20 protein-coding genes are annotated in these 21,740 nt (G+C 67.5%); 12 read left to right on the forward strand and 8 right to left on the reverse strand.

Translation table 11 applies throughout. The features are described 5' to 3' along the window. Positions 1-783: an SDR family NAD(P)-dependent oxidoreductase gene (locus tag EL337_RS23300; protein ID WP_048632726.1), complete on the forward strand. Its 783-nt coding sequence runs from the start codon at positions 1-3 to the stop codon at positions 781-783. Continuing rightward, a complete protein-coding gene (locus tag EL337_RS23305; RefSeq protein WP_048632951.1) occupies positions 780-2,255 on the forward strand; it encodes an acyl-CoA synthetase in 1,476 nt (491 codons plus the stop codon). The genes EL337_RS23300 and EL337_RS23305 overlap by 4 nt, the downstream gene beginning before the upstream one ends. Positions 2,256-2,257: 2 nt before the next feature. On the opposite strand, the gene EL337_RS23310 is transcribed toward EL337_RS23305, so the two are convergent. Next, complete coding sequence (locus EL337_RS23310; protein ID WP_126316660.1) at positions 2,258-3,421, reverse strand: hypothetical protein; 1,164 nt, start codon at positions 3,419-3,421, stop codon at positions 2,258-2,260. 197 nt (positions 3,422-3,618) lie between these two features. Between EL337_RS23310 and EL337_RS23315 the strand changes: the two genes are divergently transcribed. Next, complete coding sequence (locus tag EL337_RS23315; RefSeq protein ID WP_048632950.1) at positions 3,619-5,370, forward strand: putative bifunctional diguanylate cyclase/phosphodiesterase; 1,752 nt, start codon at positions 3,619-3,621, stop codon at positions 5,368-5,370. Here EL337_RS23315 and EL337_RS23320 read toward each other — a convergent pair. Then, positions 5,367-7,586: a molybdopterin-containing oxidoreductase family protein gene (locus tag EL337_RS23320; protein ID WP_048632723.1), complete on the reverse strand. Its 2,220-nt coding sequence runs from the start codon at positions 7,584-7,586 to the stop codon at positions 5,367-5,369. The two genes, EL337_RS23315 and EL337_RS23320, sit on opposite strands and share 4 nt — an antisense overlap. A gap of 227 nt (positions 7,587-7,813) precedes the next feature. Here EL337_RS23320 and EL337_RS23325 point away from each other — a divergent pair, with 227 nt between their 5' ends. After that, the gene (locus EL337_RS23325) at positions 7,814-8,704 is read left to right on the forward strand and encodes an NAD(P)H-dependent flavin oxidoreductase (RefSeq protein WP_083443102.1); all 891 of its coding nucleotides are present in this window, start codon (positions 7,814-7,816) and stop codon (positions 8,702-8,704) included. A gap of 16 nt (positions 8,705-8,720) precedes the next feature. On the opposite strand, the gene EL337_RS23330 is transcribed toward EL337_RS23325, so the two are convergent. Continuing rightward, entirely contained in the window at positions 8,721-9,515 is a 795-nt protein-coding gene (locus EL337_RS23330) for a helix-turn-helix domain-containing protein (RefSeq protein ID WP_048632948.1), read from the reverse strand. A gap of 85 nt (positions 9,516-9,600) precedes the next feature. Between EL337_RS23330 and EL337_RS23335 the strand changes: the two genes are divergently transcribed. After that, positions 9,601-10,293: an O-methyltransferase gene (locus EL337_RS23335; RefSeq protein WP_048632722.1), complete on the forward strand. Its 693-nt coding sequence runs from the start codon at positions 9,601-9,603 to the stop codon at positions 10,291-10,293. A 4-nt stretch (positions 10,294-10,297) separates the two neighbouring features. Here EL337_RS23335 and EL337_RS23340 read toward each other — a convergent pair whose 3' ends face one another. Further along, positions 10,298-10,888, reverse strand: a complete 591-nt coding sequence (locus EL337_RS23340) for a TetR/AcrR family transcriptional regulator (protein WP_048632721.1) — start codon at positions 10,886-10,888, stop codon at positions 10,298-10,300. A gap of 18 nt (positions 10,889-10,906) precedes the next feature. Here EL337_RS23340 and EL337_RS23345 point away from each other — a divergent pair, with 18 nt between their 5' ends. Genes EL337_RS23345 through EL337_RS23355 form a run of 3 tightly spaced genes read left to right on the forward strand, consistent with a single transcriptional unit; the run spans position 10,907 to position 13,886 of the window. After that, a complete protein-coding gene (locus EL337_RS23345; RefSeq protein ID WP_048632720.1) occupies positions 10,907-12,079 on the forward strand; it encodes an MFS transporter in 1,173 nt (390 codons plus the stop codon). 9 nt (positions 12,080-12,088) lie between these two features. Beyond that, the gene (locus EL337_RS23350; protein WP_232786807.1) at positions 12,089-12,997 is read left to right on the forward strand and encodes an ATP-grasp fold amidoligase family protein; all 909 of its coding nucleotides are present in this window, start codon (positions 12,089-12,091) and stop codon (positions 12,995-12,997) included. Between the two features lie 43 nt (positions 12,998-13,040). After that, positions 13,041-13,886: an adenylate/guanylate cyclase domain-containing protein gene (locus EL337_RS23355; RefSeq protein WP_048632719.1), complete on the forward strand. Its 846-nt coding sequence runs from the start codon at positions 13,041-13,043 to the stop codon at positions 13,884-13,886. On the opposite strand, the gene EL337_RS23360 is transcribed toward EL337_RS23355, so the two are convergent. From EL337_RS23360 to EL337_RS23370, 4 genes are all read right to left on the reverse strand, one after another. Beyond that, the gene (locus tag EL337_RS23360; RefSeq protein ID WP_048632718.1) at positions 13,870-15,078 is read right to left on the reverse strand and encodes an NAD(P)/FAD-dependent oxidoreductase; all 1,209 of its coding nucleotides are present in this window, start codon (positions 15,076-15,078) and stop codon (positions 13,870-13,872) included. The genes EL337_RS23355 and EL337_RS23360 overlap by 17 nt on opposite strands. Before the next feature lie 37 nt (positions 15,079-15,115). After that, complete coding sequence (locus EL337_RS23365) at positions 15,116-16,309, reverse strand: FAD binding domain-containing protein (RefSeq protein WP_048632717.1); 1,194 nt, start codon at positions 16,307-16,309, stop codon at positions 15,116-15,118. 76 nt (positions 16,310-16,385) lie between these two features. Next, a complete protein-coding gene (locus EL337_RS28800; RefSeq protein ID WP_157866320.1) occupies positions 16,386-16,538 on the reverse strand; it encodes a hypothetical protein in 153 nt (50 codons plus the stop codon). Between the two features lie 72 nt (positions 16,539-16,610). Next, positions 16,611-17,684 carry an NAD(P)H-dependent amine dehydrogenase family protein gene (locus tag EL337_RS23370; protein WP_048632716.1) on the reverse strand — a complete coding sequence of 358 codons (1,074 nt, stop codon included), beginning with the start codon at positions 17,682-17,684 and terminating at the stop codon, positions 16,611-16,613. Positions 17,685-17,968: 284 nt separating this feature from the next. On the opposite strand from EL337_RS23370, the gene EL337_RS23375 reads away from it, so the two are divergent. The 4 genes from EL337_RS23375 to EL337_RS23390 all read left to right on the forward strand — a co-directional run bounded on the left by EL337_RS23375 (position 17,969) and on the right by EL337_RS23390 (position 21,738). Beyond that, positions 17,969-18,616 (forward strand): hypothetical protein, encoded by a 648-nt coding sequence (locus tag EL337_RS23375; RefSeq protein ID WP_232786817.1) that lies wholly within the window; start codon positions 17,969-17,971, stop codon positions 18,614-18,616. 53 nt (positions 18,617-18,669) lie between these two features. Continuing rightward, positions 18,670-19,272 carry a TetR family transcriptional regulator gene (locus tag EL337_RS23380; RefSeq protein WP_048632714.1) on the forward strand — a complete coding sequence of 201 codons (603 nt, stop codon included), beginning with the start codon at positions 18,670-18,672 and terminating at the stop codon, positions 19,270-19,272. A 142-nt stretch (positions 19,273-19,414) separates the two neighbouring features. Next, the gene (locus tag EL337_RS23385) at positions 19,415-20,947 is read left to right on the forward strand and encodes a nitric oxide reductase activation protein NorD (protein ID WP_048632713.1); all 1,533 of its coding nucleotides are present in this window, start codon (positions 19,415-19,417) and stop codon (positions 20,945-20,947) included. After that, the gene (locus EL337_RS23390; RefSeq protein WP_048632712.1) at positions 20,944-21,738 is read left to right on the forward strand and encodes a CbbQ/NirQ/NorQ/GpvN family protein; all 795 of its coding nucleotides are present in this window, start codon (positions 20,944-20,946) and stop codon (positions 21,736-21,738) included. The genes EL337_RS23385 and EL337_RS23390 overlap by 4 nt, the downstream gene beginning before the upstream one ends. The last annotated feature ends 2 nt before the right edge of the window (positions 21,739-21,740 follow it).

The raw sequence follows: 21,740 nt of genomic DNA on the forward strand, positions 1-21,740 counted from the left end.
ATGCAGGTTGCCATCGTCACCGGAGCGAGCAGTGGCATCGGGTTCGGCTGCGCCACGAAGCTCGCCGAGCAGGGCATGGCGGTAATCGGCACCGGCCGCGACCCAGACCGGCTGAGCGCCCTCGAGGAGTCCATCGACCCCGACCGGATCGCCACCGTTGCCGTCGACCTCACCGACGACGATGCGCCGCAGCGCATCGTCGCTGCCGCCCTCGATCGCTTCGGGCGCATCGACTACCTGGTCAACAACGCCGGGGTCGGCAGCCCCAAACCCCTGCACGAAACCGACGACGAATCACTCGACTACTTCCTGAACCTCATGCTGCGGGCGCCGTTTCGGCTGGCGCGCGACGTCGTCGGCCACATGGCGCCGGGCTCGGCGATCATCAACGTGACATCGACCTTCGCCGTCGTGGGTGGGCTGCGCGGCGGAGCGTACTCGGCGGCCAAGGGCGGGCTGACGTCCCTGACCACCCACATCGCCTGCCAGTACGGGGCACAGGGCATCCGCTGCAACGCCGTGGCCCCCGGCGTGACCCTGACCCCGATGGTGGCCACCCGCCTCGAGGACGAGCGATTCCGCAAGATCAACACCGAGATGACACCGCACGAGCGGCTGGGCCGGGTTGAGGACATCGCCTCGACGGTGGCCTTCCTGTGTTCCGACGGCGGCAGTTTCATCAACGGGCAGACCATCGTCGTCGACGGCGGGTGGAGCTCGACGAAGTACCTGTCGGACTTCGCGCTCAATGCCGAGTGGATCCCGCGCGAGCCTCCGGCATGAACCTGTTCGCCCTGCTCGACCAGACCGCGGCGCGCCACGGCGACCGCGGCGCGGTGTATCACGGCCTGCACCAGGTCCATACGTGGGCGGGGCTTCGGGAGCGGGCCTTGCGGCTGGCCGGATCGTTGCGAGAGTTCGGGGCCGGCGCGCGGATCGCGGTGGCAAGTGAGAACACGACGGAGATCGTCGAGCTGATGTTCGGAATCTGGGCTGCCGAATGCGTGTTCGTCCCGGTGAACTACAAGCTGCATCCGCGGGAGATGGAGCAGATCCTCGATGACGCCGGTGTCGCGCTGGTGTTCGCGTCCTCGAAGATCGCCGCGCAGCTGAGCCCGCTGATCTCGGTGCCGACGGAGACGATCGGCGGCTCCGGGTACCAAAGCCGCTGCACCGCAGCCCAGTCGGCCGTACCCCGGAACACCGACCCAGCGTCACTGGCTTGGCTGTTCTACACCAGCGGAACCACGGGTCGCTCGAAGGGCGCGATGCTCTCGCACCGCAACCTGATGGCGATGACGGTCTCGCATCTCGCCGATTTCGACTCCCCCGATCAGGACAGTACCCTGATTCACGGTGCGCCGATGTCCCATGGCTCGGGACTGTATGTGCCGCCCTATGTTTCGCGAGGAGCACGCCAGGTGGTGCCCGCGTCGGGGGCGTTCGAACCGGCGGAGTTCCTCGATCTGTGCGAGCACCATCCGGGATGCAGTGCGTTCCTGGCGCCGACTATGGTGGCGCGGCTGGTGCAGACCGGACGGCCACGCCCGGCCAATCTCAGAACCGTCGTGTACGGGGGTGGACCGATGTATGTCCACAGCCTCAAGGAGGCGATGGCGGCATTCGGACCCGTCTTCGTCCAGTTGTACGGGCAGGGCGAGGCGCCCATGACGATCACCGGACTCCGCAGGGACGACCACGTCGATGCGCCCGACACGGTCCTCGGCTCGGTCGGATATGCCCGGTCGGGAGTGGACGTGACCGTGCTCGGCCCGGACGGATCGCCCGCAGACATCGGCGAGATCGGCGAGATCGTCTGCCGCGGCGACGTCGTGATGTCGGGGTACTGGAACAACCCGGCGGCGACCGCGGCGACCCTGCAGCACGGGTGGCTGCGCACCGGGGACATGGGTTCCTTCGACGCGAACGGGTTTCTGACCCTTCGGGATCGGTCGAAGGACGTGGTGATCAGCGGGGGCAGCAACATCTACCCGCGCGAGGTGGAAGAGGTGCTGCTCGAGCACCCCAGGGTCACCGAGGCCGGGGTGGTGGGCGCACCTGACGACGAATGGGGTGAGGTGGTGGTGGCGTTCATCGTCGGTCAGGCCTCCCCCGACGAGTTGGACGCCCACCTCCTGGAGCGGATCGCACGCTTCAAGCGACCCAAGCGCTACGAGTACCTGGCCGAGCTGCCCAAGAACAGCTACGGCAAGGTGCTCAAACGGGAGTTACGGGATCGCCTGACGCACGGGTGAAGTCATGCACCCGACGCGGGCTTGGGTGGCGTCGCCTGCGGGCCGGTCGAGAGCGGCGCCCCAGCTCCGTCATCCGCAGCCCGACCGGATAGCAGGCGGTCGCGGGCATCGAGCGTGGTGTGCAGGTCCCGCAGGAGTGGATCCAGGAAACTGGAGCGGTATTCGCCGTCACCGACGGCACGCGCGCAGATGTACATGTACGTCAAGATCATCAGGAACGCCGTCACGCGCAGATGCGCGGGCGCGGCAGGCACCGTCACCCCCAGCCACTGGCTCTGCAGGGGTCCGCCACCGGTGAGATGGGCGACATTTGCGGGATTCAACACGATCATGCCGAGCACGAAATACAGAGAGCCGACGACGACGGCGATGGCCAGCGCCTGTATCACCTGGGACGTAGCGGCGACGAGCAGAACGTTGGCACGTTCGGCTCCGGTCAGCGGTTGCCGATCATCGCCCGTACCAGGCGCTTCCGACGCACCTTGCCAGCCCCGCATGATCGGGCCGACCGAATCGATCAGCCCGGCGACCAGGTAGGACGTCGCGACCGCACCCAGAAATGCGACCAGCAGCCACGTCCGCATGCCGTCGAGGTTCGACGATATCGTCCACACCGGCGCGTTGAAGAACACCAGAATCGTCAGCAGCACAACGGGTAGCGCCCGGAACATCAGCCGAGCCGCAGATCTGAAGTGCACCCACGTGGTCCGCAGTGCCCATCCCCCGATCGAACCCAGACCCAGCCCCGTACACACCAGGATTGCGAGGACCGTCGCCACGTCGACCGCGATGTTGTCGACGGCGTCGAGCAGCTCGTCCTCGTATAGATCCGACGCGATCCCAGCGATTATCGACACCCACGCCACCGTGCGGCGTGCGGCGACGCTGTGGATCCGCGAGACCGCCCACGTGATCATGAGCACGGCGGGCGCGATGGCGAACAGCACGATGAGCGCCAGCCACTGCAGCGGTGCGGGATCCCCGTCGACGTCGATGTCGCGGTCGCCCGAGGCCACCATCACGAACAGGCTGGCGCACATCAGTGTTGCCCATCCGGCGAGCACAGGAGCGGACCGGCTGATGACACGACTCCAACGCGCCCGCCGCCCGATCACCGACGGCAGGCCCCGCTCCAGAAACCAGCTCGTCGAATATGGCGCGTTCACGGAACTGGCTGAATCCACGTATTTGCTTTCACTGCCACATGCACCGACACGTATCGACAGCGCACTCTAGCCGAGTGTGCACCCGCCATCTCGCAGGCGTGGTGACCACCGCATGTCGGTTCCGTGACCGGGCACGCGGGTGCGTTGACCTGACGCAAGACCCGACCACAGCACATGCGCCGGGCTACCATGTCGGCGTGGGGTGGGGGCAGGTCGGCTGGGCCGCAGTCAAGCGTGCGCAAATGTGGCCGGGCATCGCCACCCCCACGCTGTGGGCCCGCACGGCCGGCGCGTGCTTCCTGTTCGGCGGCATTCTCGTCGCCCTGATCACGGCGACGACCCCCGGCGGCGCACCCGTTCAGTACGTCAATGCCGCCGTGGCCGCCGTTGTCGGCATCAGCACCCTGGCGATAGGACGCCGCGTCACCCTGTGGCAGTTCCACCTTCTGGTCGCCATCGCGATCCTGCAGATCACCGTCTCCGTCGCCGCTTCGACCGGTGCGGTTGCCGCGTCGTTCGCGACCCTGTACACGTTTGTCGGCTGCGCGGCGTTCTTCGTCGCATGGCCCACCGCGACGGTGTACCTCGTGCTCGCCGTCGGATGCTGCCTCGCAGCATTGAATGCCGCAGCCGCGGTGCCGTGGTGGACCGGACTGGTCACGGCCGCCATCACGGCGGCGATCGGAACGATCATCATGGTTCTCGGCCGGGTGGTGTCCAAGGCCGAACTCGACGATGCGACCGGGGTGCCCAATCGTCGCGGGTTCGACCGCGTTGTCGGAGCGGAGATCAGCAGAGCGAGCTCTGTGGGGGCCGGTCCCGCCATCGTGTTCATCTGTGTCGACGGCTACGCGGCGATCCACGAGGAGTTCGGGGACCGGGCCGGCGACGCCATGATGCGACAACTCGCGACCTCGTGGCGCACCCTGCTTCTCCCGGGCCAGGTCATCGCGCGGCGCGGAGACGACGGATTCGCGCTGGTGTTGCCGGCATCGACTGAGCAGGAGGCGTTTTCGCTGACCGAGCAGCTTCGTGCGGTGAACTCGCGAGAATTCTCGGCAGGGGTGAGTGCCTGGGACACCGGCGAAACCGCGTCGCCGGTTTACGATCGCGCAGACGTCGCGCTGCGTCGGGCGAGGTCGATCGGCCGCAACCGCACGATGCTGGAGTCCCCCCACCTGCCCGCACTGGCGATACAACTCAGCGACGCACTCTCGGCAAAGACCATCGACGTGTCCTACCAGCCCATCGTCCGCCTGAACCAGGACGAAGATCTCATCGGGATCGAGGCGCTGCTGCGATGGACACCGGCGGTCGGACCCCACCTCGTGCCGAGCGAAGTGATCAGGATCGCAGAGGACAACGACCTGATCGCCCGGCTCGACCAGTATGTGCTGCGACGCGCCTGCCTGGACGCGCACTGGATGCAGCAGCAGTTGCCCGACATCCGTCTGTCGTTGAGCGTCAACGTCTCCGGACTCGAACTGGTCCAGCGCGATTACGTGGCCCGGGTCGTCGAGACATTGGCGTCCACCACCTGGCCCGCCGACCAACTGATCCTGGAGGTCACCGAGAGCGTGCTCGACGTCGACAGACCCTCGTCGATCGCTGCCCTGCACGAACTCCGGGAGCACGGCATCCGGATCGCCGTCGACGACTTCGGCACCGGCTACTCGTCGCTGAGCCGGCTCCAGAAGATGCCCACCGACCTGCTCAAGCTCGACAGGTCGTTCACCGCGTCGATCACCTCGACCTCGTCCTTCGCGCCGCCGTTGCTGCAGGCGGTCGCGGGACTCGCCGACGCGCTGGCGCTGCCCATCGTCGCCGAGGGTGTGGAGACCGCGCATCAGGCGTACGTGCTGCGAACCGTGGGTTTCACGCTGGGGCAGGGCTACCACTTCGGACGGCCGCAGAGCCGCGAGGACGTGGTCGGCATCGTCGCGCGCTAGGTAGGCGATATCCGATCGAGGCGGGCGATGTTGACGGCGATGTTGCCCTGCCGGGGCAGACCGGTGATGGGGTCGTAGTCGACGTCGGTGGGGACCAGCCGTCCCACATTCGTACCGTGCTCCCGAAAATCGCTGTCCTCACTCGGCATTCCCCCGAAGGCGTGGTGCATGGCGACGACGTCGCGGCGCAGCGTGGCATCGGATTCCAGCACCGCCGGTACGCTGTCGTGGTTCGAGGTGACCCGGACCGTGCATCCGGACTCGAGCCCGAGTTCGATCACCGTGTCCGGGTGCATGTACACCGGGTTGTACGGCTTTCCGCGGTTCAGTGCCGCGAGCGCGGTGCCCGACGAGTTCATGAAGTTCTGGTGCCGGCGCGGGATGAGCCGCAACCGGTAGGTGGAATCGTCCCGGGCTGCCGCGAAGTCCTCTGCGCGCACGCCGGCCAACTCGGCGAGCATGTAGGGGTTTCCGATATCCAGGCGCGCAGTGCAGTCCGCGTCGCGTTCGGCGACCACCGCGTCGACGTCAAAGATCCTGCCGTGCTGATGCTTGCGCACCTCATCCATCGGGATGCGCGACGTCGCGCACATCTGCTCGAAAAGCTCCTCGGTGCTCAGGTCGGTATCACCGTTCATCTGCAGCACGATCGGTGCCGACTCCATGAACTTGCCGCCACCGCCGCCGAAGAAGTTCACGAACCAGAGTTCGAGCTCCATGCGCTTGGCCAGCCCGAGGAAGAACTGCCACTCCTCGATCAGGTCGGACCCCTGCGGCGGATCGACCACGCGCGGAACGTATTGCGCGTAGGCAGCCGGTATCCCGGTGCCGCTCGTGTAGTACTTGATCAGCTCGCTGCCCATGGTCATGGCCGGGGTTTCCATCTGCATCATCGGCGCGATCACGTAGTCCGCCATCCGCGCGGTCAACGACATCTCGGTGTCCAGGGTGACCAGCAGGTCCAGGCTCTCCAGCGCCCGATGCGTCTTGCGTTGATCCGGCCAGGCTGCCATCGGGTTGCCGCCGATGCACAGCAGTGCCCTCACCTGACCGTCGCCCTCAAGCAGGATCTCGTCGGCCAGTGCAGCGGTCGGCATGCCTGCCACCGTGTCGGTCAGCCCCCGCACCCGCAACTGCTCGCCGTAGCCCCAGCCCTCGTAGGGCGGATGTGGTTGTGCCTTCGCGGTGAAGGCAGGCATCAACGTGTTCGGCCGCGTCACGCGCTCGCCTGCCCGCTGCCAGCGACCGCAGAGGGTGGTCAGGCACAGGCAGAGATATTCGAGCAGGTTGCCGTGCATCGAGAAGTTCGCACCGGTGCCGGCGTTGACCATTCCGCGCCTGGTGCCGTACGTCGCGAAAAGCTCTGCGGCATAGAGCAACTGGTCACGAGGTATATCAGCGCGCTCGGCCACGTAGTCGGGGGTGAAAGCTGAGACGGCACGTGCCAGATCCTGGAAGCCGTCGACGTTCTCGTCGAGGAACGCGATGTCGTGCCACTGTTCGCCGATGATGATGTTGATCATCCCGGCCAGGATCGTGACGTCCTCACCCGGGCGTGGCTGGAGGTGAATGGCCGCGCGGGCCGCGGTCTGCGACCGGCGCGGGTCGATGACGATGAGCTTCATGCCGCGCTCGATCGCCGCCCGCAGGCCCTGTGACGGATTCTGCCCCGGAATGCCGATGGCCTTGGACACCAACGGGTTCGTGCCGACAAGCATCCAGCTGTCGGCCTCGTGGAAGTCGACGTCACCGCCGAGCCAGTGTCCGTGCGCGGCCAGGGCGATCTGCTTGCCCGGCTGGTCGATGGTGTTCGCGGTGAAGAACATCGGCGACTCGATGCCCCTCATGAAGGCGTTGCCCATCAGTGCGGACGCGGGATACGGCAGCCCGTTCGTGCCCAGATACATGGCCACCGACCTCGGTCCGTGAGCGGCGATGAGGTCCTGCAACTTCGCGGCGATCTCGTCCATTGCCCGCTGGGACCCGATCCCGGCGTAGCTGCCGTCGGGCTGGCGCTTCTGACTCCGCAGCAGGCGCAGCGGGTTGTTGTGGATCTCCGGCAGCGCGCGGCCCTTCACACAGGTGTAGCCCCTGAACATCGGGTTGTCGGGGTCTCCGGCCACCTTGGTCAGCCGGCCGTCGGTGACGGTGGCGAGCACGCCGCAGTGCGCCGAGCAGATACGGCAGATGCCGGGCTGGACAGTCGTGTGTGGCATGAGTCCGCACTTCCGGGCCGAGACGATGGCTCCCGTAGCCGTCGTCCCGGCCATGCTAAGCGACTGCACAGCATCGGCGCGTTGGAAGCGTCCAAGTTGTCAGATTTTGGGACGGGCCGTCGCCGGAACAGCCGGGCGTAGTGTCACCGGGTGTGCATCCGCTGACTGATCTCGGGACGGACTGGTCACGATCGGTCGGCCTCCGGGTGCCCATCGTGAACGCCCCGATGGGCGGAGCGGCAGGTGGCGCGCTGGCGGCGGCGGTATCGCTCGCCGGCGGCCTGGGCATGGTCGGCATGGGCAGCGCCGGAACCGGAGCCCGCCTCGACGCAGAACTGCGTCATCTGCGAAACCTGCACGTTCCCTTCGGGATAGGGCTGGTGCACTGGGCGCTCGCGCGGGAGCCCGAACTCCTACGGACAGCCTTGGCGGCCGGACCGGCGCTGCTGGCGGTCAGCTTCGGGGACACATGGCAATGGGTCCGCCACGCCCACGACGACGGCGTGATCACCGCAGCTCAGGTGGGCGATCTGCAGTCCGCACACGGCGCGGTCGACGCGGGGGTGGACATCCTCGTCGCTCGCGGATGTGAAGCCGGCGGCCACGGGGCACCTCAGGTCGGCACGCTACCTCTACTGGCCGCGATCCTCGATGAGGTGTCGGTACCGGTGCTGGCCGCAGGCGGGATCTCCTCTGGGCGGGCACTGGCGGCGGTCCTCGCGGCCGGCGCCTCCGCGGCGTGGATCGGGACCGCCTTCGCGGCCAGCACCGAGAGCACGGCCCCGGAACCGGTCAAGCGCGTCCTGCTCTCCGCCGGCGATACGGACACCGTCACCACCCGCATCTTCGATGTCGCGCAAGGCTATCCGTGGCCACGAGAATTCCCGGAGCGGGTGGTTCGCGACGACGTCGTCGACCAGTGGAACGGACGGGAGGACGAGCTTGATGCCGACGCCGACGCCCGCTCCCGGCTGGCTTCGCTACTGGCCACGTCGGACGACAACGCATATGGGGTCAACGCCGGACAGGGTGTTGCCCTGGTGAGATCGGTGCGCCGCGCCGCCGATGTCGTCGCCGACATGGCGGCCGAGGCTCACGCACTGCTGCGTCGATGGTGACGCTGCCGCGGCTCGCCTATGTGCGCCGCGTTCGATCCTCCCGGAGATCCTCCTTGTAGCTACCCGGGGTCTGTCCGACCACGGCGGTGAATGCCTCGATGAAACTCGTGGGATTCGACCATCCGCACCCGATCGCCGTGTCGGTGACGGATCGGCCGTTGCTGAGATGGACCAGGGCGTGATGGATGCGCAAGATTGTGCGCCAGCGGTGGAAACTCATGCCGAACTCGGATCTGAACAGGCGGCTCAACGTGCGCTCGCTCGCCCCTGCCGCCCGCCCGAGTTCACCCAGGGTGGCCGTCGACGCGGGGTCGGCGTAGAGCAGATCGGTGACGGTACGCAGGCGGTCGTCGCGTGCCTCGGGCAGGTGCAACGACTGCTCAGGGGTTTCGACGAGTTCGTCGATCACCACAGCGCGTAGTCGTTCGTAGGCGCCGTGCGTCATCTCCCGCCGATCGGTGAGTGTCAGAATCGCCTCGCGCAGAAGCGGACCCACTGCGAAGACGCCCGGTCGTGCGACCAGGCCACCGCACAGGCCCTCCGGAATGACCAGGATCCGGACGTCCGTCCTGCCGTAGCAGCGGTGCGAGTGGACGAATCCCGGAGGCGTCCAGGTCAGCCGGTTGGCCGGCGCGACCCACGTACCCAGCTCGGTCGTGGTGGCCAGCGCCCCCGAAGCCGGGTACACCAGCTGACCCTCGCCGTGGCGGTGGGCACCGATGCGGAATCCGTGCGTCATCCAGCCCGCAGCGTGTGGAGCTCCCGACGGATAGGTGGGAGCCGGCGCGACAGGTTGGCGGGTTTCCGGCATCGGCGGCGACATTACCGGTAGTGCCGCCGGAGTAGTTAGGTAACCCTAACTAGGTCCCTACATCACACCATCCAAGGAGCACGCCATGGACACCCTCACCACACCGCCGGTCGCCGACGTCCTGGACCGGTTGTTCGCCGACGCGCGGGCCGTCGACGGCCCGCTGCACGCCCGGTGGGCCGAAGCGCTGGACGACAGCGAGGCCGACGTCGCACAGTTGCTGGCCCGGGAAGCAGCCGACTATCCGGGTCTCTATCACGAGTACGCCGACAACTACCTGAACGTGTCGGCCGAGTTCGGTCGGTTTCTCTATGTCTGCGCGCGCGCCCGCCGAGCGACCCGCATCGTGGAATTCGGCACATCATTCGGCGTCTCCACCATCCACCTCGCCGCCGCCCTGCGTGACGGCGGTGGCGGTCACCTGATCAGCACCGAACTCGAGCCAACCAAAGCCGCACGTGCACAACAGAACCTGGAGTCCGCGGGACTGGATGGCCTCGTGGACATCCGCGTCGGTGATGCCTTGGAGACACTGCGACACGGCATCGACGGCCCCGTCGACCTCGTGCTGCTCGACGGGGCATTCAGCCTGTATCTGCCTGTCCTGAGCATTCTCGAACCCCATCTGCCGCCGGGTGCCGTGGTGCTCGGGGAGAACGCCGTCGACGAATCCGGCGATTACCTCACGTACGTGAGGAATCCCGAGAACGGCTACCGTTCACTGCCCCTGCCGTTCCAACCCGGCCGCGGAAACGAGCTCTCGGTTCGTACCAGGTGATCGATCAGCCCGACGGCCGGCGCGTGCGCCGGCCGTCGTGGTCGATGACGAATTCGGCCAGCCGGCGCCCCCGCTCGAGGGGTTCGGCATCCACGCCGACAGCCAGCGCGCTGAGTGCACCGTCGTAGATGAGTGCGATGTCACCCGCAGTCCGCGCGGGGTCGAGCGCACCCGCGGACTCGGCGAGCGCGGTGAGCCTGCCGATGACATACCTCTTATGCTCGGCGGCCACGCCGATGCCGGCGTGGCCGTCCGGAAGTTGAGTGGCCGCGGCCACGTGGGCGCAGCCTCGCCGAAGGTCCGCGCCGCGGGCCCAGTCCTCGGTGGCGGTGAAGAGGGTGAGCAACTTCGTGCGGGGGTTCGACTCGCCGTCGATGTGCGATTCCCACAGCACGCGGAACCGGTGATCGCGCGCAGTCAGGTACGCGGCGACCAGATCGTCCTTGCCGCTGAAGTTCTTGTACAGCGATCCGGTGGCGACGCCGGCCCTGGCGATCACGGCGTCGACGCCGGTGGCTGCGATCCCGTCGGCATAGAACAGATCGTCGGCGGCGCGCAGCAGTCGATCGCGAGCAGGTTGCCGGGCGGTCGACATGCTGACAGTATAGGCAAAGTGCAACGATCGTTCTACTCACTCGTGGCGTCCGGGGCGGCGCTGATCGCCTGCTGTTACGGGCTCGCCCGCTTCGGTTACGGATTGTTCACGCCGGTCCTCACCGACGAATTCGGCCTCAGCTCCACCGCTGTCGGCGCCATCGCAGCCACCAGCTACGTGGGCTACTGCGCCGCGATCACCGTCAGCGCCGGCCTGACTCGACGGGCGGGGCCGCGTACCGTGGCTGTCGGGGCGGGAGTGGTCGCCACCGTCGGCATGACGGTGGTGGCCCTCGCACCGTCGGCATGGGTGCTGGCGGCGGGGATCCTGGTAGCCGGAGCCAGCACCGGGGTCGCGTCGCCGCCGCTGGCCGCGGCCATCTCCCAGCGGATGGGCGGCGCCGCCGGTGACCGCGCGCAAACCATCGTCAATGCGGGAACCGGTGTCGGCGTACTCGTCTCCGGCCCGATCGCCTTCGCGCTGTTCGACAACTGGCGGTGGGCGTGGGGCGTGTACGCCGCCATTGCGGCCGCGGTGACGGCCTGGGTGGCGTTCGCCGTCACCGGCGGGCCCGACTCGTCCGCCAGGACCCTGCCTACGCGGCGCTGGCGCGACGGGAGTGCAGGTCTGGTGGTGGCGTCGTCGATGACCGGCATCGGCAGCATCGCCGTGTGGAGTTTCGGCCGGGACCTGATCAGTTCACAGGGGTCGGCCAGCGTGGCTGTCGCATCGGTCGCGTGGACGGTGCTGGGCGCCGCCGGCATCGCCGGCGGGCTCGGCGGCGACGTCATGCAGCGCCTCGGGTTCCGGCGTGCCTGGATCGGCACCACCGTCGCGATGGCCTTCGCGACGGTGCTGTTGGCGCTCGCGACGTCGAGCGTCGTCGCGATCATGCTGTCCGTCGCCATCTTCGGCGCCACCTACATCGGTCTCACCGGACTGCTCCTGGTGTGGAGCACCCGCGTCTACCCCGACTCGCCGTCCCTCGGAGTCGGCCTGTCGTTCTTCACGGTCGCCGTCGGCCAGGCCCTCGGCGCGCCCGTTGCCGGGGTCCTGATCGAATTGCTGGGAGCCACAACCACGTTCGTGGCTTTCGCGGTCCTGGGCGTCACCGCGGTGGCCGTGCGGCCCGCGACGGCCCCTGCCGCCAACCAGGGCAGCGGGCCGGAGGGTCACGCGGGTGCCGCGTAGCCTGAGCCCGTGATCGCAGCCCCGTCTCACGATGGCGTCAGCTGGCGCGAGCGGAGCCTCCTCGTGCGGGCCGCGCGCCTGTGGCGCACCCGCAACCCGCGGACGTTCCGGGAGAAGGTGCGCTACAAGATGCTGCGTGACCACCGCGCGCTGGTGGTGACGTTCGCCGACAAGGCGGCGGTGCGCGACTATGTCGCCACAATGATTGGGACGCAATACCTTCCGCGCGCCTACGCGATCCTCGATGATCCCGCCGCACTGCGCGAACTCCGGTTGCCCGAGTCCTACGTGCTCAAGCCCACCCACGGCAGTGGAGCCGCCATCATCGTCTCCGCCCACGCGCCAGATGATGCACGCCTGACCACCGAGCACGCGAGCTGGGCGTACCGGCACGTCCTGCCCCGGTACGCACCTCGCGAGGACGTCATCTCCATCGCGCAGGGCTGGGTGGAAAAGCTGTACGGCGACGGGCCCAACCGGGAATGGGTATACGGGCGGGTGCCACGACGGATCATCGTCGAAGAAATGCTCGCCGGTGCCGACGGCGCCATCCCCGACGACTACAAGTTCTTCGTCTTCCACGGCGAGTGCGGGTTCGTCCAGGTCGACTCCGGACGGTTCGGCCGGCGGACCCAGGATTTCTTCCGACCCGACTGGGAGCATCTTCCGCTCTGCGGAGGCCCGCCATGGGCGCAGCCTCGCCGCCTCAAGCCTGCGCGCCTGGACGAGATGATCGGCCTTGCCGAACAGCTCGGCGCCGACACGGACTTCGTCCGTGTCGATCTGTACGACGTCGACGGGCGCATCGTGTTCGGCGAGCTCACCAGCTTCCCGGCCGGCGGCGACAGTCCGTTCGATCCGGAGTCCTTCGACGGGGAATTCGGGCGGCGGTGGACCGTCCCCCGCAGATACCAGTGACGCCCTGCGAGGCCGGTCCTCGGCGATCGGCCACAATCGGGGAATGACCGCCGCGTTGTGGATCGTGATCCTGCTCCAGGCGGCCGGCCTGATCGCGCTCGGTGTGGTGCTGATCGTGTCGCGGCGGTCCCTGTCTGTGACCCGCCGGGCGCTGGAACGGGAGCGCCGTCGTGAGGACAGCCGTAAGTCCCGCCGCACCCGCACGCCGATGGGGGTGGCGCCGTTCGCGGTCAAGACGGTGATGAACACCGTGCAGACGGCCGACGCGATCGTCCGCAAAGGTCTGGGCGGGTCGGTGCGCAGCTCGATCGAGGATCTGGCGGGCTGGGCGCGGATCGAGCGGCCCGATCTCGCCCGGGTCGTGTCCGCTGAGGGGCGCGTCGTTCTGGTGTTCTCCGACATCGAGCGCTCCACCGAGCGCGATGCGTCGCTGGGCGACCGTGAGTGGGTCAAGATCCTTGACCGCCACAACACGCTGATCGCGCGGTGCGTGGCAGATCGGCACGGTCATGTCGTCAAGAACCAGGGTGACGGCTTCATGATCGCGTTCGCCGAGCCGGTCGACGCGGTCCGCTGCTGCGTCGCCGTGCAGCGGGCGCTGCACGGCGACAGCAACCGCTGGGGCGGGATCCGGGTCCGGATGGGTGCGCACGTCGGCACATCGGTGCGGCGCGGCGATGACCTGTTCGGTCTCGACGTCGTCACGGCGTCGAGGGTCGCCGACCTGGCCGACGGTGGGCAGATCCTGGTCAGCCAGGCAGTACGGGAATCGGTGGGCGAACTCGACGACATCACCTTCGACACCCCAGATGACGTGGAGCTCAAGGGCTTACCCGGCACGCAGCGGGTTTACGCCGTGATGGCGACGACGGCTAGACCCGGCCGTTGAGGATCAGCCTCCAGTAGGTCTGCGGAAGAACATAGCGGTCGAACGCCCACGCCGTGCGTCGTGGCTTCAGCGGATCGACGAAGGAGGGCAGCGACGAGGTGACCGCGCCGGAACGATCGAATTCGCCTGCGATCAGGTGGGATCTGTCCGTGGCGACCGGCGCGACGGTGTAGCCGTCGTATTCCGCGGGCTCACCCCCGCGCTGTGCGGCCAGCAGATTGTCCACCAGGATCGCCACCTGCCGCCGCAGGGCTCCCCCCGACGGGTCGGTGTCGACGGTGGCGCCGTCACCGAGCGCCCACACATCGGAGTGTCGCCGGTGACGAAAGGTGCGCGGATCACTGTCCACCAGGCCGTGGCTTCCGTCTGCCGCAAGTCCCGATTCGGTGATCCACCCCGGGCCGCGGAACGGGGGGACGAGGTGCAGCATGTCGTAGTCCAGGCGCTGCGTCGTCCCGTCGGCGTGGGTCACCGAGCAGTGGCGCTGCTGCGGATCTAGCGCGGTCACGGCGGTGTCGAGGTGCACGCGCACGTCGAGGTCGGCGAGATGCCGGTGCAGGCGGGCGTCGAGGGCCGGAACTCCCAGCAGATGCGGGCGGTCGACGACGAGCGTGATCTCTGCACCGGGCAGGCGACCGGATCGCTTCCAGTGCGCGGCGGCCAGGAACAACGGCTTGATCGTGGTGCCGGTACAGCTGACAGGCGGTCTCGGCACGGTGAAGACGGCCCGCCCGCCCTGCGGCAGCCCCTGCACCAGCGCCCAGGTCTTCTCGGCGTGATGGAGGTAGTTGCTGGCGACCGCCGGGGTGGCCAGTGCCTCGCCGATACCCTGCAGCGCATCGTGGTCGGGAACCAGGCCGGCACCGAGAACGAGGTCGCGGTAGCGATACGACGTCCCGCCGACACATCGCACCGTCTTGTGTTCGGTGTCCACCGCGACCGCCGAGTCGCGGATCCACGTGCAGCCGCGCGGGGTCACCGACCGCTGGGTGCGCTCCGCGGTGTGCAGTGGAGCCTGCCCGCTGCCGACATAGGACAGCAGTGGCCGGTAGGTGTGCACGCTCTGCGGCTCGATGACGCCGACGCTCCGTATCCCCTTCCGAAGGAGGCGAGCAGCCGCGCTGATGCCGGCATTCCCACCACCGACGATCACCACGTCAAACGAACCGTCATTGCCGTCGGATGGGCGCATCTACCAGCGTTACCCCGATCCGGCGTACTGAACCGCGCTACCTCCCCGGGCCGTAGAGCCCGGGCAGGAGGTCGGGATCACCGGGCACCCAGGTACTGGTGACCTGCGACCTTTCTCCCATGGCGGCGGCCCGGTCGAGGAGGCGGGTGCCCAGCTCGAGTTGGCCGGGTTCCCAGGCTCTGAGGGCCGCGACTATGCCTCCGGGATGCGTACCGAGGTGTTCGTAGAGCGTCCACGCATCGGCGGCCGCCTTCGCCGATCCGGCGGCCGGATGCGGCCGCACCGAAAATGCAGCGTCCCCGATGAGCGCGACCCGCCGGTCGACCATCCCGGGAATCCGGACGTCGGAAACAACCTGCAGGAAGGGCTGTTCGGTGCGCACGATGACTTCGGCGAAGGCCGGGGCCAGCTGCTCGGCCGCAGCGGCGCGCATCTCGTCGATGAAGCGCTGCTGCACCGAACCCGGATGAAGGGATACCGGGTTTTCGAAACCCCTTACGTCGGTGACCAACTCGTGGAGTTCGGGACCGTCGGCGACATTGCGGTACCAGACGTAGTTCAGCAGCCGCTCTCCGCGATCGAGTTCCCCGTCCATTCCGGGAATGGTGTACATCACGGCCTGGGTGTGCGGTGCGAGGCTGTAGCTGACCGCGTCCGCGAGCACGGCCCGCGTCGTGGCGCTCACCTGATCCTCGCGCACGGTGCCTCGCCAGCCGACATAGCCTGAATACCGCGCTTGCACATGGGGATAGAGTCGCCGGCGTCCTGTGGAGGTGATTCCGTCAGCGAAGACGACGAGATCGGCTTTTTCGACCCGCCCGGTGACGAAGCGCAGTTCGACGGAGTCATGGTCCTGGCTGACGCCGACGCACATCTCTGCGAGGTGGTAGTGCTCACCTCCGAAGTCGCCCAGCAGGGCCCGGTAGACGGTGCCCCACGAGGTGCTGCGCCACTGAAAGGCTCCCTCGTACAGCACGTCGTCAGACGGTCCGAGGTAGCGCAACCAGTTGCTCGCGACACTGAGCTCCTCGATGCGTCGTGAGCTGTGGCGGTCGAACCACTTCATCGTCATCGGCTGCAGGACGATGCCGCCACCACGATTGTCCAGCGGGGCGGGCGTCCGCTCGAACACGTCGACCTGGAAACCCAGGTTGCGCAGCAGAAGCGCGGCCGTGAGCCCACCGATCGACCCGCCGACGACGATCGCCCGCACGCCGGCGTAATCCTGCACGGGTCAAGAGTGGCACAGCACTCCGGCGGTCACACCGTGAGTTCGGCCGAAGGCCCCTGGAAAACCTGGTCTCGCGTCATGGTGTGTCGGAGGCGTCCAGCGGTGGCGCGGAGTATCCGGCACTGTCCGGCGGTACCGTCGGATCGTCGACGTCCGGCTCGGCACCGGCCTCGACGGCCGCATCGCGCAGCTTCTCCGTGGCGCTCTCGTCCTGGTCGCGTCCCGCCATTGTGGCCTCCATCGTCGTCGGTCCCGGCGGATTACCCGGCGCCGGCGACCTGAAACGATCTAGCGGCACCGCTCACCACATCAGGCCGCGGATCATCGCGGTCGGTGGAATGTCCTCGATGGCCGCCAATCCCGCAGGCGCGCGGCAGACCCAGTCGATCGCGTTGACCGCCCTGGCTGCGGTCGACACGCACCCGGCGTCGGTCACATCCAGCAGTGGATGCGACAACAGCGTGCTCACCTCGATGCGCGGCTCGCCCTCGACGATCACCGTGTGCACACCGGAGTGCCCGTGGGGCGGATAGTCCCACTGTGGCGCTGCCGCCGGAGTCAACCGGGTGGTGTGCTCCACCGTGATGACCGGTGCGCCGTCGCGCACACCCTCCACCGCGAACCGCACGCCGGCCAGGCGTCCTGGCTCGACGGTCATCATCGTGCAGTCGATGCGCGTGTCTGTGTACCAGGGCTCGTATCGCTGCCGAACCTCGTCGAGCTCCACGTCGAGGTGGTGGGCGAGATTGTGGACGAGGCCGCCGAACATCGACGTGATGACTCCCGGCTGGAAGGCGATGGGTAGGTCGTCGTCAGGCGTGGTGCCGAAACCCATTGCCGTGCCGGTGTACTCGTAGTCGTCGTAGTTGCCGTAGTCGAAGATCTCCTTGACGGTCACCGACTCGGCGCGGGTGACCAGGCTGAGCGCGGAGTGAACCGCCGTGTCTCCGGAATAGCCCGGGTCGATACCGTTCACATACAGCGTGGAATCCCCTGCTGCACAGGCCTGTTCCAGCGGACCACGCAGCCAGTCGTCCGCCTGTCGCGGAGTCACCAGCCACACCATCGACGTTCCGACGACGTCGATACCCGCGGCGAGGAGCTTCGACATCTGCTCGATCGCCTCCATCGGCCGGGTCTCTCCGAGCGCGGTGTAGACCACGCAGTCCGGCTTCAGCGCGATCAGGGCGTCGAGGTCGTCAGTGGCGACGATGCCGGTCGGCTCTGTCAGGCCGCACAGCGCCGCCGCGTCGCGTCCGACCTTGTCGGAGTTCGCCGCATGAACACCTACCAGCTCCAGGTCCGGACGGCCGATGATCGTCCGCAGGGCATGCCGGCCCACATTGCCCGTGGAGAACTGCACCACTCTGCGCATTGTCGAACCTGTTCCTCGCTCGGTGGTCGGGGATCGGCAGCGACGAGTTGTCCGCGTCGATACAACGGCGTCGCCCCCGTCATCTTCCCCCTCGAGCCGGGTGACAAGTCAAGCCCTCTTTGTAAAGCATCGGCATCGCGGCTCGGCGCCGGAGAAGCTGATTGACTTATGGTCTTGGTTGACTATAGTCAGCATTCGTGAACTTGCCGACGTTCAGTGCACGTCGCGGCGGGCGCAGGGACGAGACCACGCAATCTCCCTCGCCTGCCGGGCTCGACGAACACATGGAAGCGTCGCGGCGCGCGCAGCGCCACGCCGACACGTGGCTCATCTGCGGCAGCCTGCTCATCGGCACCGCGGCGCTCGGCATCTTCGGCCTCCCCCTCTTCCTGCGAGGCGTCTGGTTGCTGCGCAAGGCTCAGCGGGACGGCCTGTCCGTCCGCCCGATGCTCGTGACGCTCATCGGCTATCTGGTCATCATCGATGCCGCCATCAACACTGTCGGCTGGGCATTGGACCTCGTCGCGAACCACACAATCCTCGCCCGAATCCTATTGAACGGCTGGGGCGCAATGTTCGATGCCGGATACTTCTGGCACTACAACGAGCTCTGGCTCGGCGGGGCCGCCGGCCCCGGTGAGAAGGCCATGGAAGTCGGCATGATCCTCACCGTCTTCACGATGCGGATCGCCGCGGCGATCGGTTTTCTGCAGATGAAGCGCTGGGGCCACCAGTGGATGATCATCACCTGCTGGATGGGGGTGCTCATCTGGTGTCTGTACGTGTTCAACATGACGATGTACGCCGACGTCCGGTTCGCGGGCGTGGTGCTGCCGGTCGTCGGCTGGTGGCTCTACGACATCTTCTACATCACCCCGTTCCTGGCTATCCCGTACCTGCATTCGGTCAATCGCGAGATCTTTTCCGATTGATTCGATGACACTACTCAGTGACTTTACTCAGCACAGGGCTGGAGCGAGTAACCATGACGCCACCGGTGAAGCAGTCGGCCCGCGAGGTGCGCCGCCTGCAGACGCGGGAACGGCTACTCGGCGCTGCCGTCGCCGAGTTCACTGCGGCAGGCATGGCCGGCGCAGACATCGGCGCGATCGTCAGCGCCGCCGGTGTCGCCCATGGCACGTTCTTCTTCCACTTTCCCAGCAAGGAGCACGTTCTCCTGGAACTGGAAGGGCGCGAGGAGGCCCGCATGGCGGCCGAGTTCAGCCGCTTTCTCCGACACCACCACGATCTGGCGGCCGCGCTGACCGAACTCGTTCACCTGGTGGGCCGGTTGGAGCAGCGCCTGGGATCCCTGCTGTTCAAGGACCTTCTTGCGCTGCACTTCTCACCGTCACGGCCCGCCAAGGACGAATGGACCGACCACCCGGTGATCGTGCTGCTGGTCCGCGAGATAGAGCGCGCTCGCGGCGACGGCGAAGTGCACCCGGAGGTCGACGCGTTCTACAGCGCGGCGTTCTTCCTGCTGGGCATCTACGGCGTACTGACCACCACCGTCAACAGCGAGACCCGCGCCGCGATGCTGGCCAATCTGGTCATCACCACACGACGGGGATTGGAGATCCGATGAACCATTGCTTCTACGAGGAGAACTGACGTGGGCGGCTGGATCTGGGAGATATTGCGCTACGTGGCAGCGTGGGGCGGCACCGGCCTGATCATCTGGTTCTGGTACTGGATGTTCTCCAACATCGGCACCTTCTGAGGAGACGATGTCCGAACTCTCCGATACCCACGCCATGGCGATGGAACGAAGTTGCGCGCTGACAGCGGTCGCGCTGAGTGCGCAACGCCGCACCGGCGCCCGCCTCGTGAGCGGACAGCACCGCGCCTTCGGGTTGAGTTCTCTGCTCGACGTCGTCCACGTCCCCTACCCCGCAACACACCGCGAATGGACCCGGCGGACAGTGACATGTGGTGTTGCACTGCAATGCTCGCCGACCAAGGACCGGATCACCGCCTATCGGCTCAACGAACTCTCCGGCCGCGAGCTCAGTGCCCTTGCGCTGGTCGAGGCCGGCGCCGCCCTCGGATGGGTCGCCGCGAACTGGCCGGGTCTACTGCCCGAGTTGCACCGTCTGCTGCCGGATCTCGCCGTGGCCGATGCCGACATGGGCGCCGAGGAGATGCTCGGGCGTGCGATCGCGCTGGCCCGCACCCAACGGTCGCTCGTCGTCCACCCGCTGCTGGGCAGACTCCCCCAGTCGTACACGGCGCCGCAGAGTCTGTCCGACAAGTTGCGCCGCTCGTTCGGGCGTCTGCCCTGGACCACCGATCAGAGGCGGGCTCCGCAGCCGCATTCGGTGCCCGCCGGCGGCGACGGTGGTGTCCGTAATCCGAACCTGCCGCCGCCGAGTCGGCCTCAGGACAACGACCTCGACGTCACCCCTGAACACCGCCCCGGGATCCCGTACCCGGAATGGAACGCGTGGACGAAAAGCTTCATGCCCGACCACGTCGCGGTCCTCGAGCTGGCCCATACCGGACGTACCGGGCAACCTGGCGTCGTGGCCGTCGACGTCCGCAGGTGGTTCGAGAAGGACACCCAGCGGGCCATGACGAACCGGCAGGCGGACGGTTCCGACATCGACGTCGACCAGTACGTCGACCACTTCATCGACGTGACGACGGGGGAGGCCGGCGAGCCGCGCATCTTTCGCGAACTGCTTCCTGCCGGCCGTGACGTCACGACCGCGCTGCTCCTCGACGGCAGCTCCTCGCTCGGCGTACACGGCGGGACCGTCTTCAGACTGGAACTCGCCTGCGCCGATGCGCTGTCACGAGCGATGACCGCGGCCCGCGAACGGCACGGCATCTTCACGTTCACCGGCAACACCCGGCACCGCGTGGAAGTCAGCTGCCTCAAAGACTTTCCGCAACGCCGGTTCGTCCCGCCCGGGAGTCTCGGCCTGGCCACCGGCGGATACACCCGTCTCGGCGCGCCGCTGCGTCACCTGACCAGCCGGCTGCTGGCCCAACCGTCGGCCCGCCGGCAGCTGATCGTCATCGGCGACGGGCTGATCTCCGACGAGGGCTATGAAGGTCGCTACGCCTGGGCCGACGCCGCCCACGCGGTCGAGGAGGCCGATGATGCGGGCGTCTCGATGTACTACATCGGTATCGGCCCCGCCCGCGTAGATCCATTGCCGGAGGTGTTCGGTCCCAGGCGTTCTCAACGAATCCGGCGCGTCGAAGACCTGCCCCGCGTCCTCGCCCACGTCCACCGGGAGCTGGTATCCGCATGAGTGACACCTATTACGCCAACGGCAACGAGGTTCAGCTGTTCGAGCAGGCCTACCGGCAGCATCTGCCGGTGATGCTGACCGGCCCCACCGGGTGCGGGAAGACCCGGCTGGTCGAGCACATGGGCGCACTCCTGGGCCGGCCCGTTGTCACGATCAGCTGTCACGACGACCTCACCAGTTCCGACCTGGTGGGCCGATTCATGGTCACCGGGGGTGACGTCACCTGGGCCGACGGGCCCCTCACCCGGGCGGTCAAGGCGGGCGCGATCTGTTACCTCGACGAGGTCGTCGAGGCCCGGCACGATTCCCTGGCTGTCCTGCACTCGCTGACAGACCACCGGCGGACCCTGTACCTGGACCGTGCGGGCGAAGTTCTGCCCGCGCCACAGGAGTTCATGCTCGTCTGCTCCTACAACCCGGCCTACCGCAGCTCCCTCAAGGAGCTCAAGCCGTCGTTCCGGCAGCGGTTCGTGACGCTGCCGATGAGGTACCTGCCCCCGGAGCGCGAGGCGGAGGTGATCGTCGCCGAGACGGGTGTCTCATCACCGAGCGCACAGCGGCTGGTCCGGTGCGCCACCGCGATCCGCACCGCGGACGAGGCATTCCACTTCGAACCTCCGTCGACCCGTGTGCTCGTCACCGCTGCGCATCTGATCGCCGCCGGCGCAACCGAACTCGATGCGGCGGAGGCGTGTGTACTTGCCCCCTTGTCGAGCGACGGCGCCATCACCGAAGGCCTACGTGAGGTGGCCGCGGCCGGCCTCGCCGGCATACACAGCACAGGCACCTAGGA

This window comes from Mycolicibacterium aurum (assembly GCF_900637195.1).
In the GTDB taxonomy this organism is placed as follows: domain Bacteria; phylum Actinomycetota; class Actinomycetes; order Mycobacteriales; family Mycobacteriaceae; genus Mycobacterium; species Mycobacterium aurum.

Bases quoted from the DNA above. Each gene is read 5' to 3' on its own strand.
- EL337_RS23325 (WP_083443102.1), top strand. From the start codon at position 7,814: ATGGGCGGAGCGGCAGGTGGCGCGCTGGCGGCGGCGGTATCGCTCGCC.
- EL337_RS23385 (WP_048632713.1), top strand. From the start codon at position 19,415: ATGTCCGAACTCTCCGATACCCACGCCATGGCGATGGAACGAAGTTGC.
- EL337_RS23305 (WP_048632951.1), top strand. From the start codon at position 780: ATGAACCTGTTCGCCCTGCTCGACCAGACCGCGGCGCGCCACGGCGAC.
- EL337_RS23390 (WP_048632712.1), top strand. From the start codon at position 20,944: ATGAGTGACACCTATTACGCCAACGGCAACGAGGTTCAGCTGTTCGAG.
- EL337_RS23375 (WP_232786817.1), top strand. From the start codon at position 17,969: ATGGAAGCGTCGCGGCGCGCGCAGCGCCACGCCGACACGTGGCTCATC.
- EL337_RS23330 (WP_048632948.1), bottom strand. From the start codon at position 9,515: ATGCCGGAAACCCGCCAACCTGTCGCGCCGGCTCCCACCTATCCGTCG.
- EL337_RS23360 (WP_048632718.1), bottom strand. From the start codon at position 15,078: ATGCGCCCATCCGACGGCAATGACGGTTCGTTTGACGTGGTGATCGTC.
- EL337_RS23355 (WP_048632719.1), top strand. From the start codon at position 13,041: ATGACCGCCGCGTTGTGGATCGTGATCCTGCTCCAGGCGGCCGGCCTG.
- EL337_RS23340 (WP_048632721.1), bottom strand. From the start codon at position 10,888: ATGTCGACCGCCCGGCAACCTGCTCGCGATCGACTGCTGCGCGCCGCC.
- EL337_RS23320 (WP_048632723.1), bottom strand. From the start codon at position 7,586: ATGCCACACACGACTGTCCAGCCCGGCATCTGCCGTATCTGCTCGGCG.
- EL337_RS23300 (WP_048632726.1), top strand. From the start codon at position 1: ATGCAGGTTGCCATCGTCACCGGAGCGAGCAGTGGCATCGGGTTCGGC.
- EL337_RS23380 (WP_048632714.1), top strand. From the start codon at position 18,670: ATGACGCCACCGGTGAAGCAGTCGGCCCGCGAGGTGCGCCGCCTGCAG.
- EL337_RS23335 (WP_048632722.1), top strand. From the start codon at position 9,601: ATGGACACCCTCACCACACCGCCGGTCGCCGACGTCCTGGACCGGTTG.
- EL337_RS28800 (WP_157866320.1), bottom strand. From the start codon at position 16,538: ATGGCGGGACGCGACCAGGACGAGAGCGCCACGGAGAAGCTGCGCGAT.
- EL337_RS23370 (WP_048632716.1), bottom strand. From the start codon at position 17,684: ATGCGCAGAGTGGTGCAGTTCTCCACGGGCAATGTGGGCCGGCATGCC.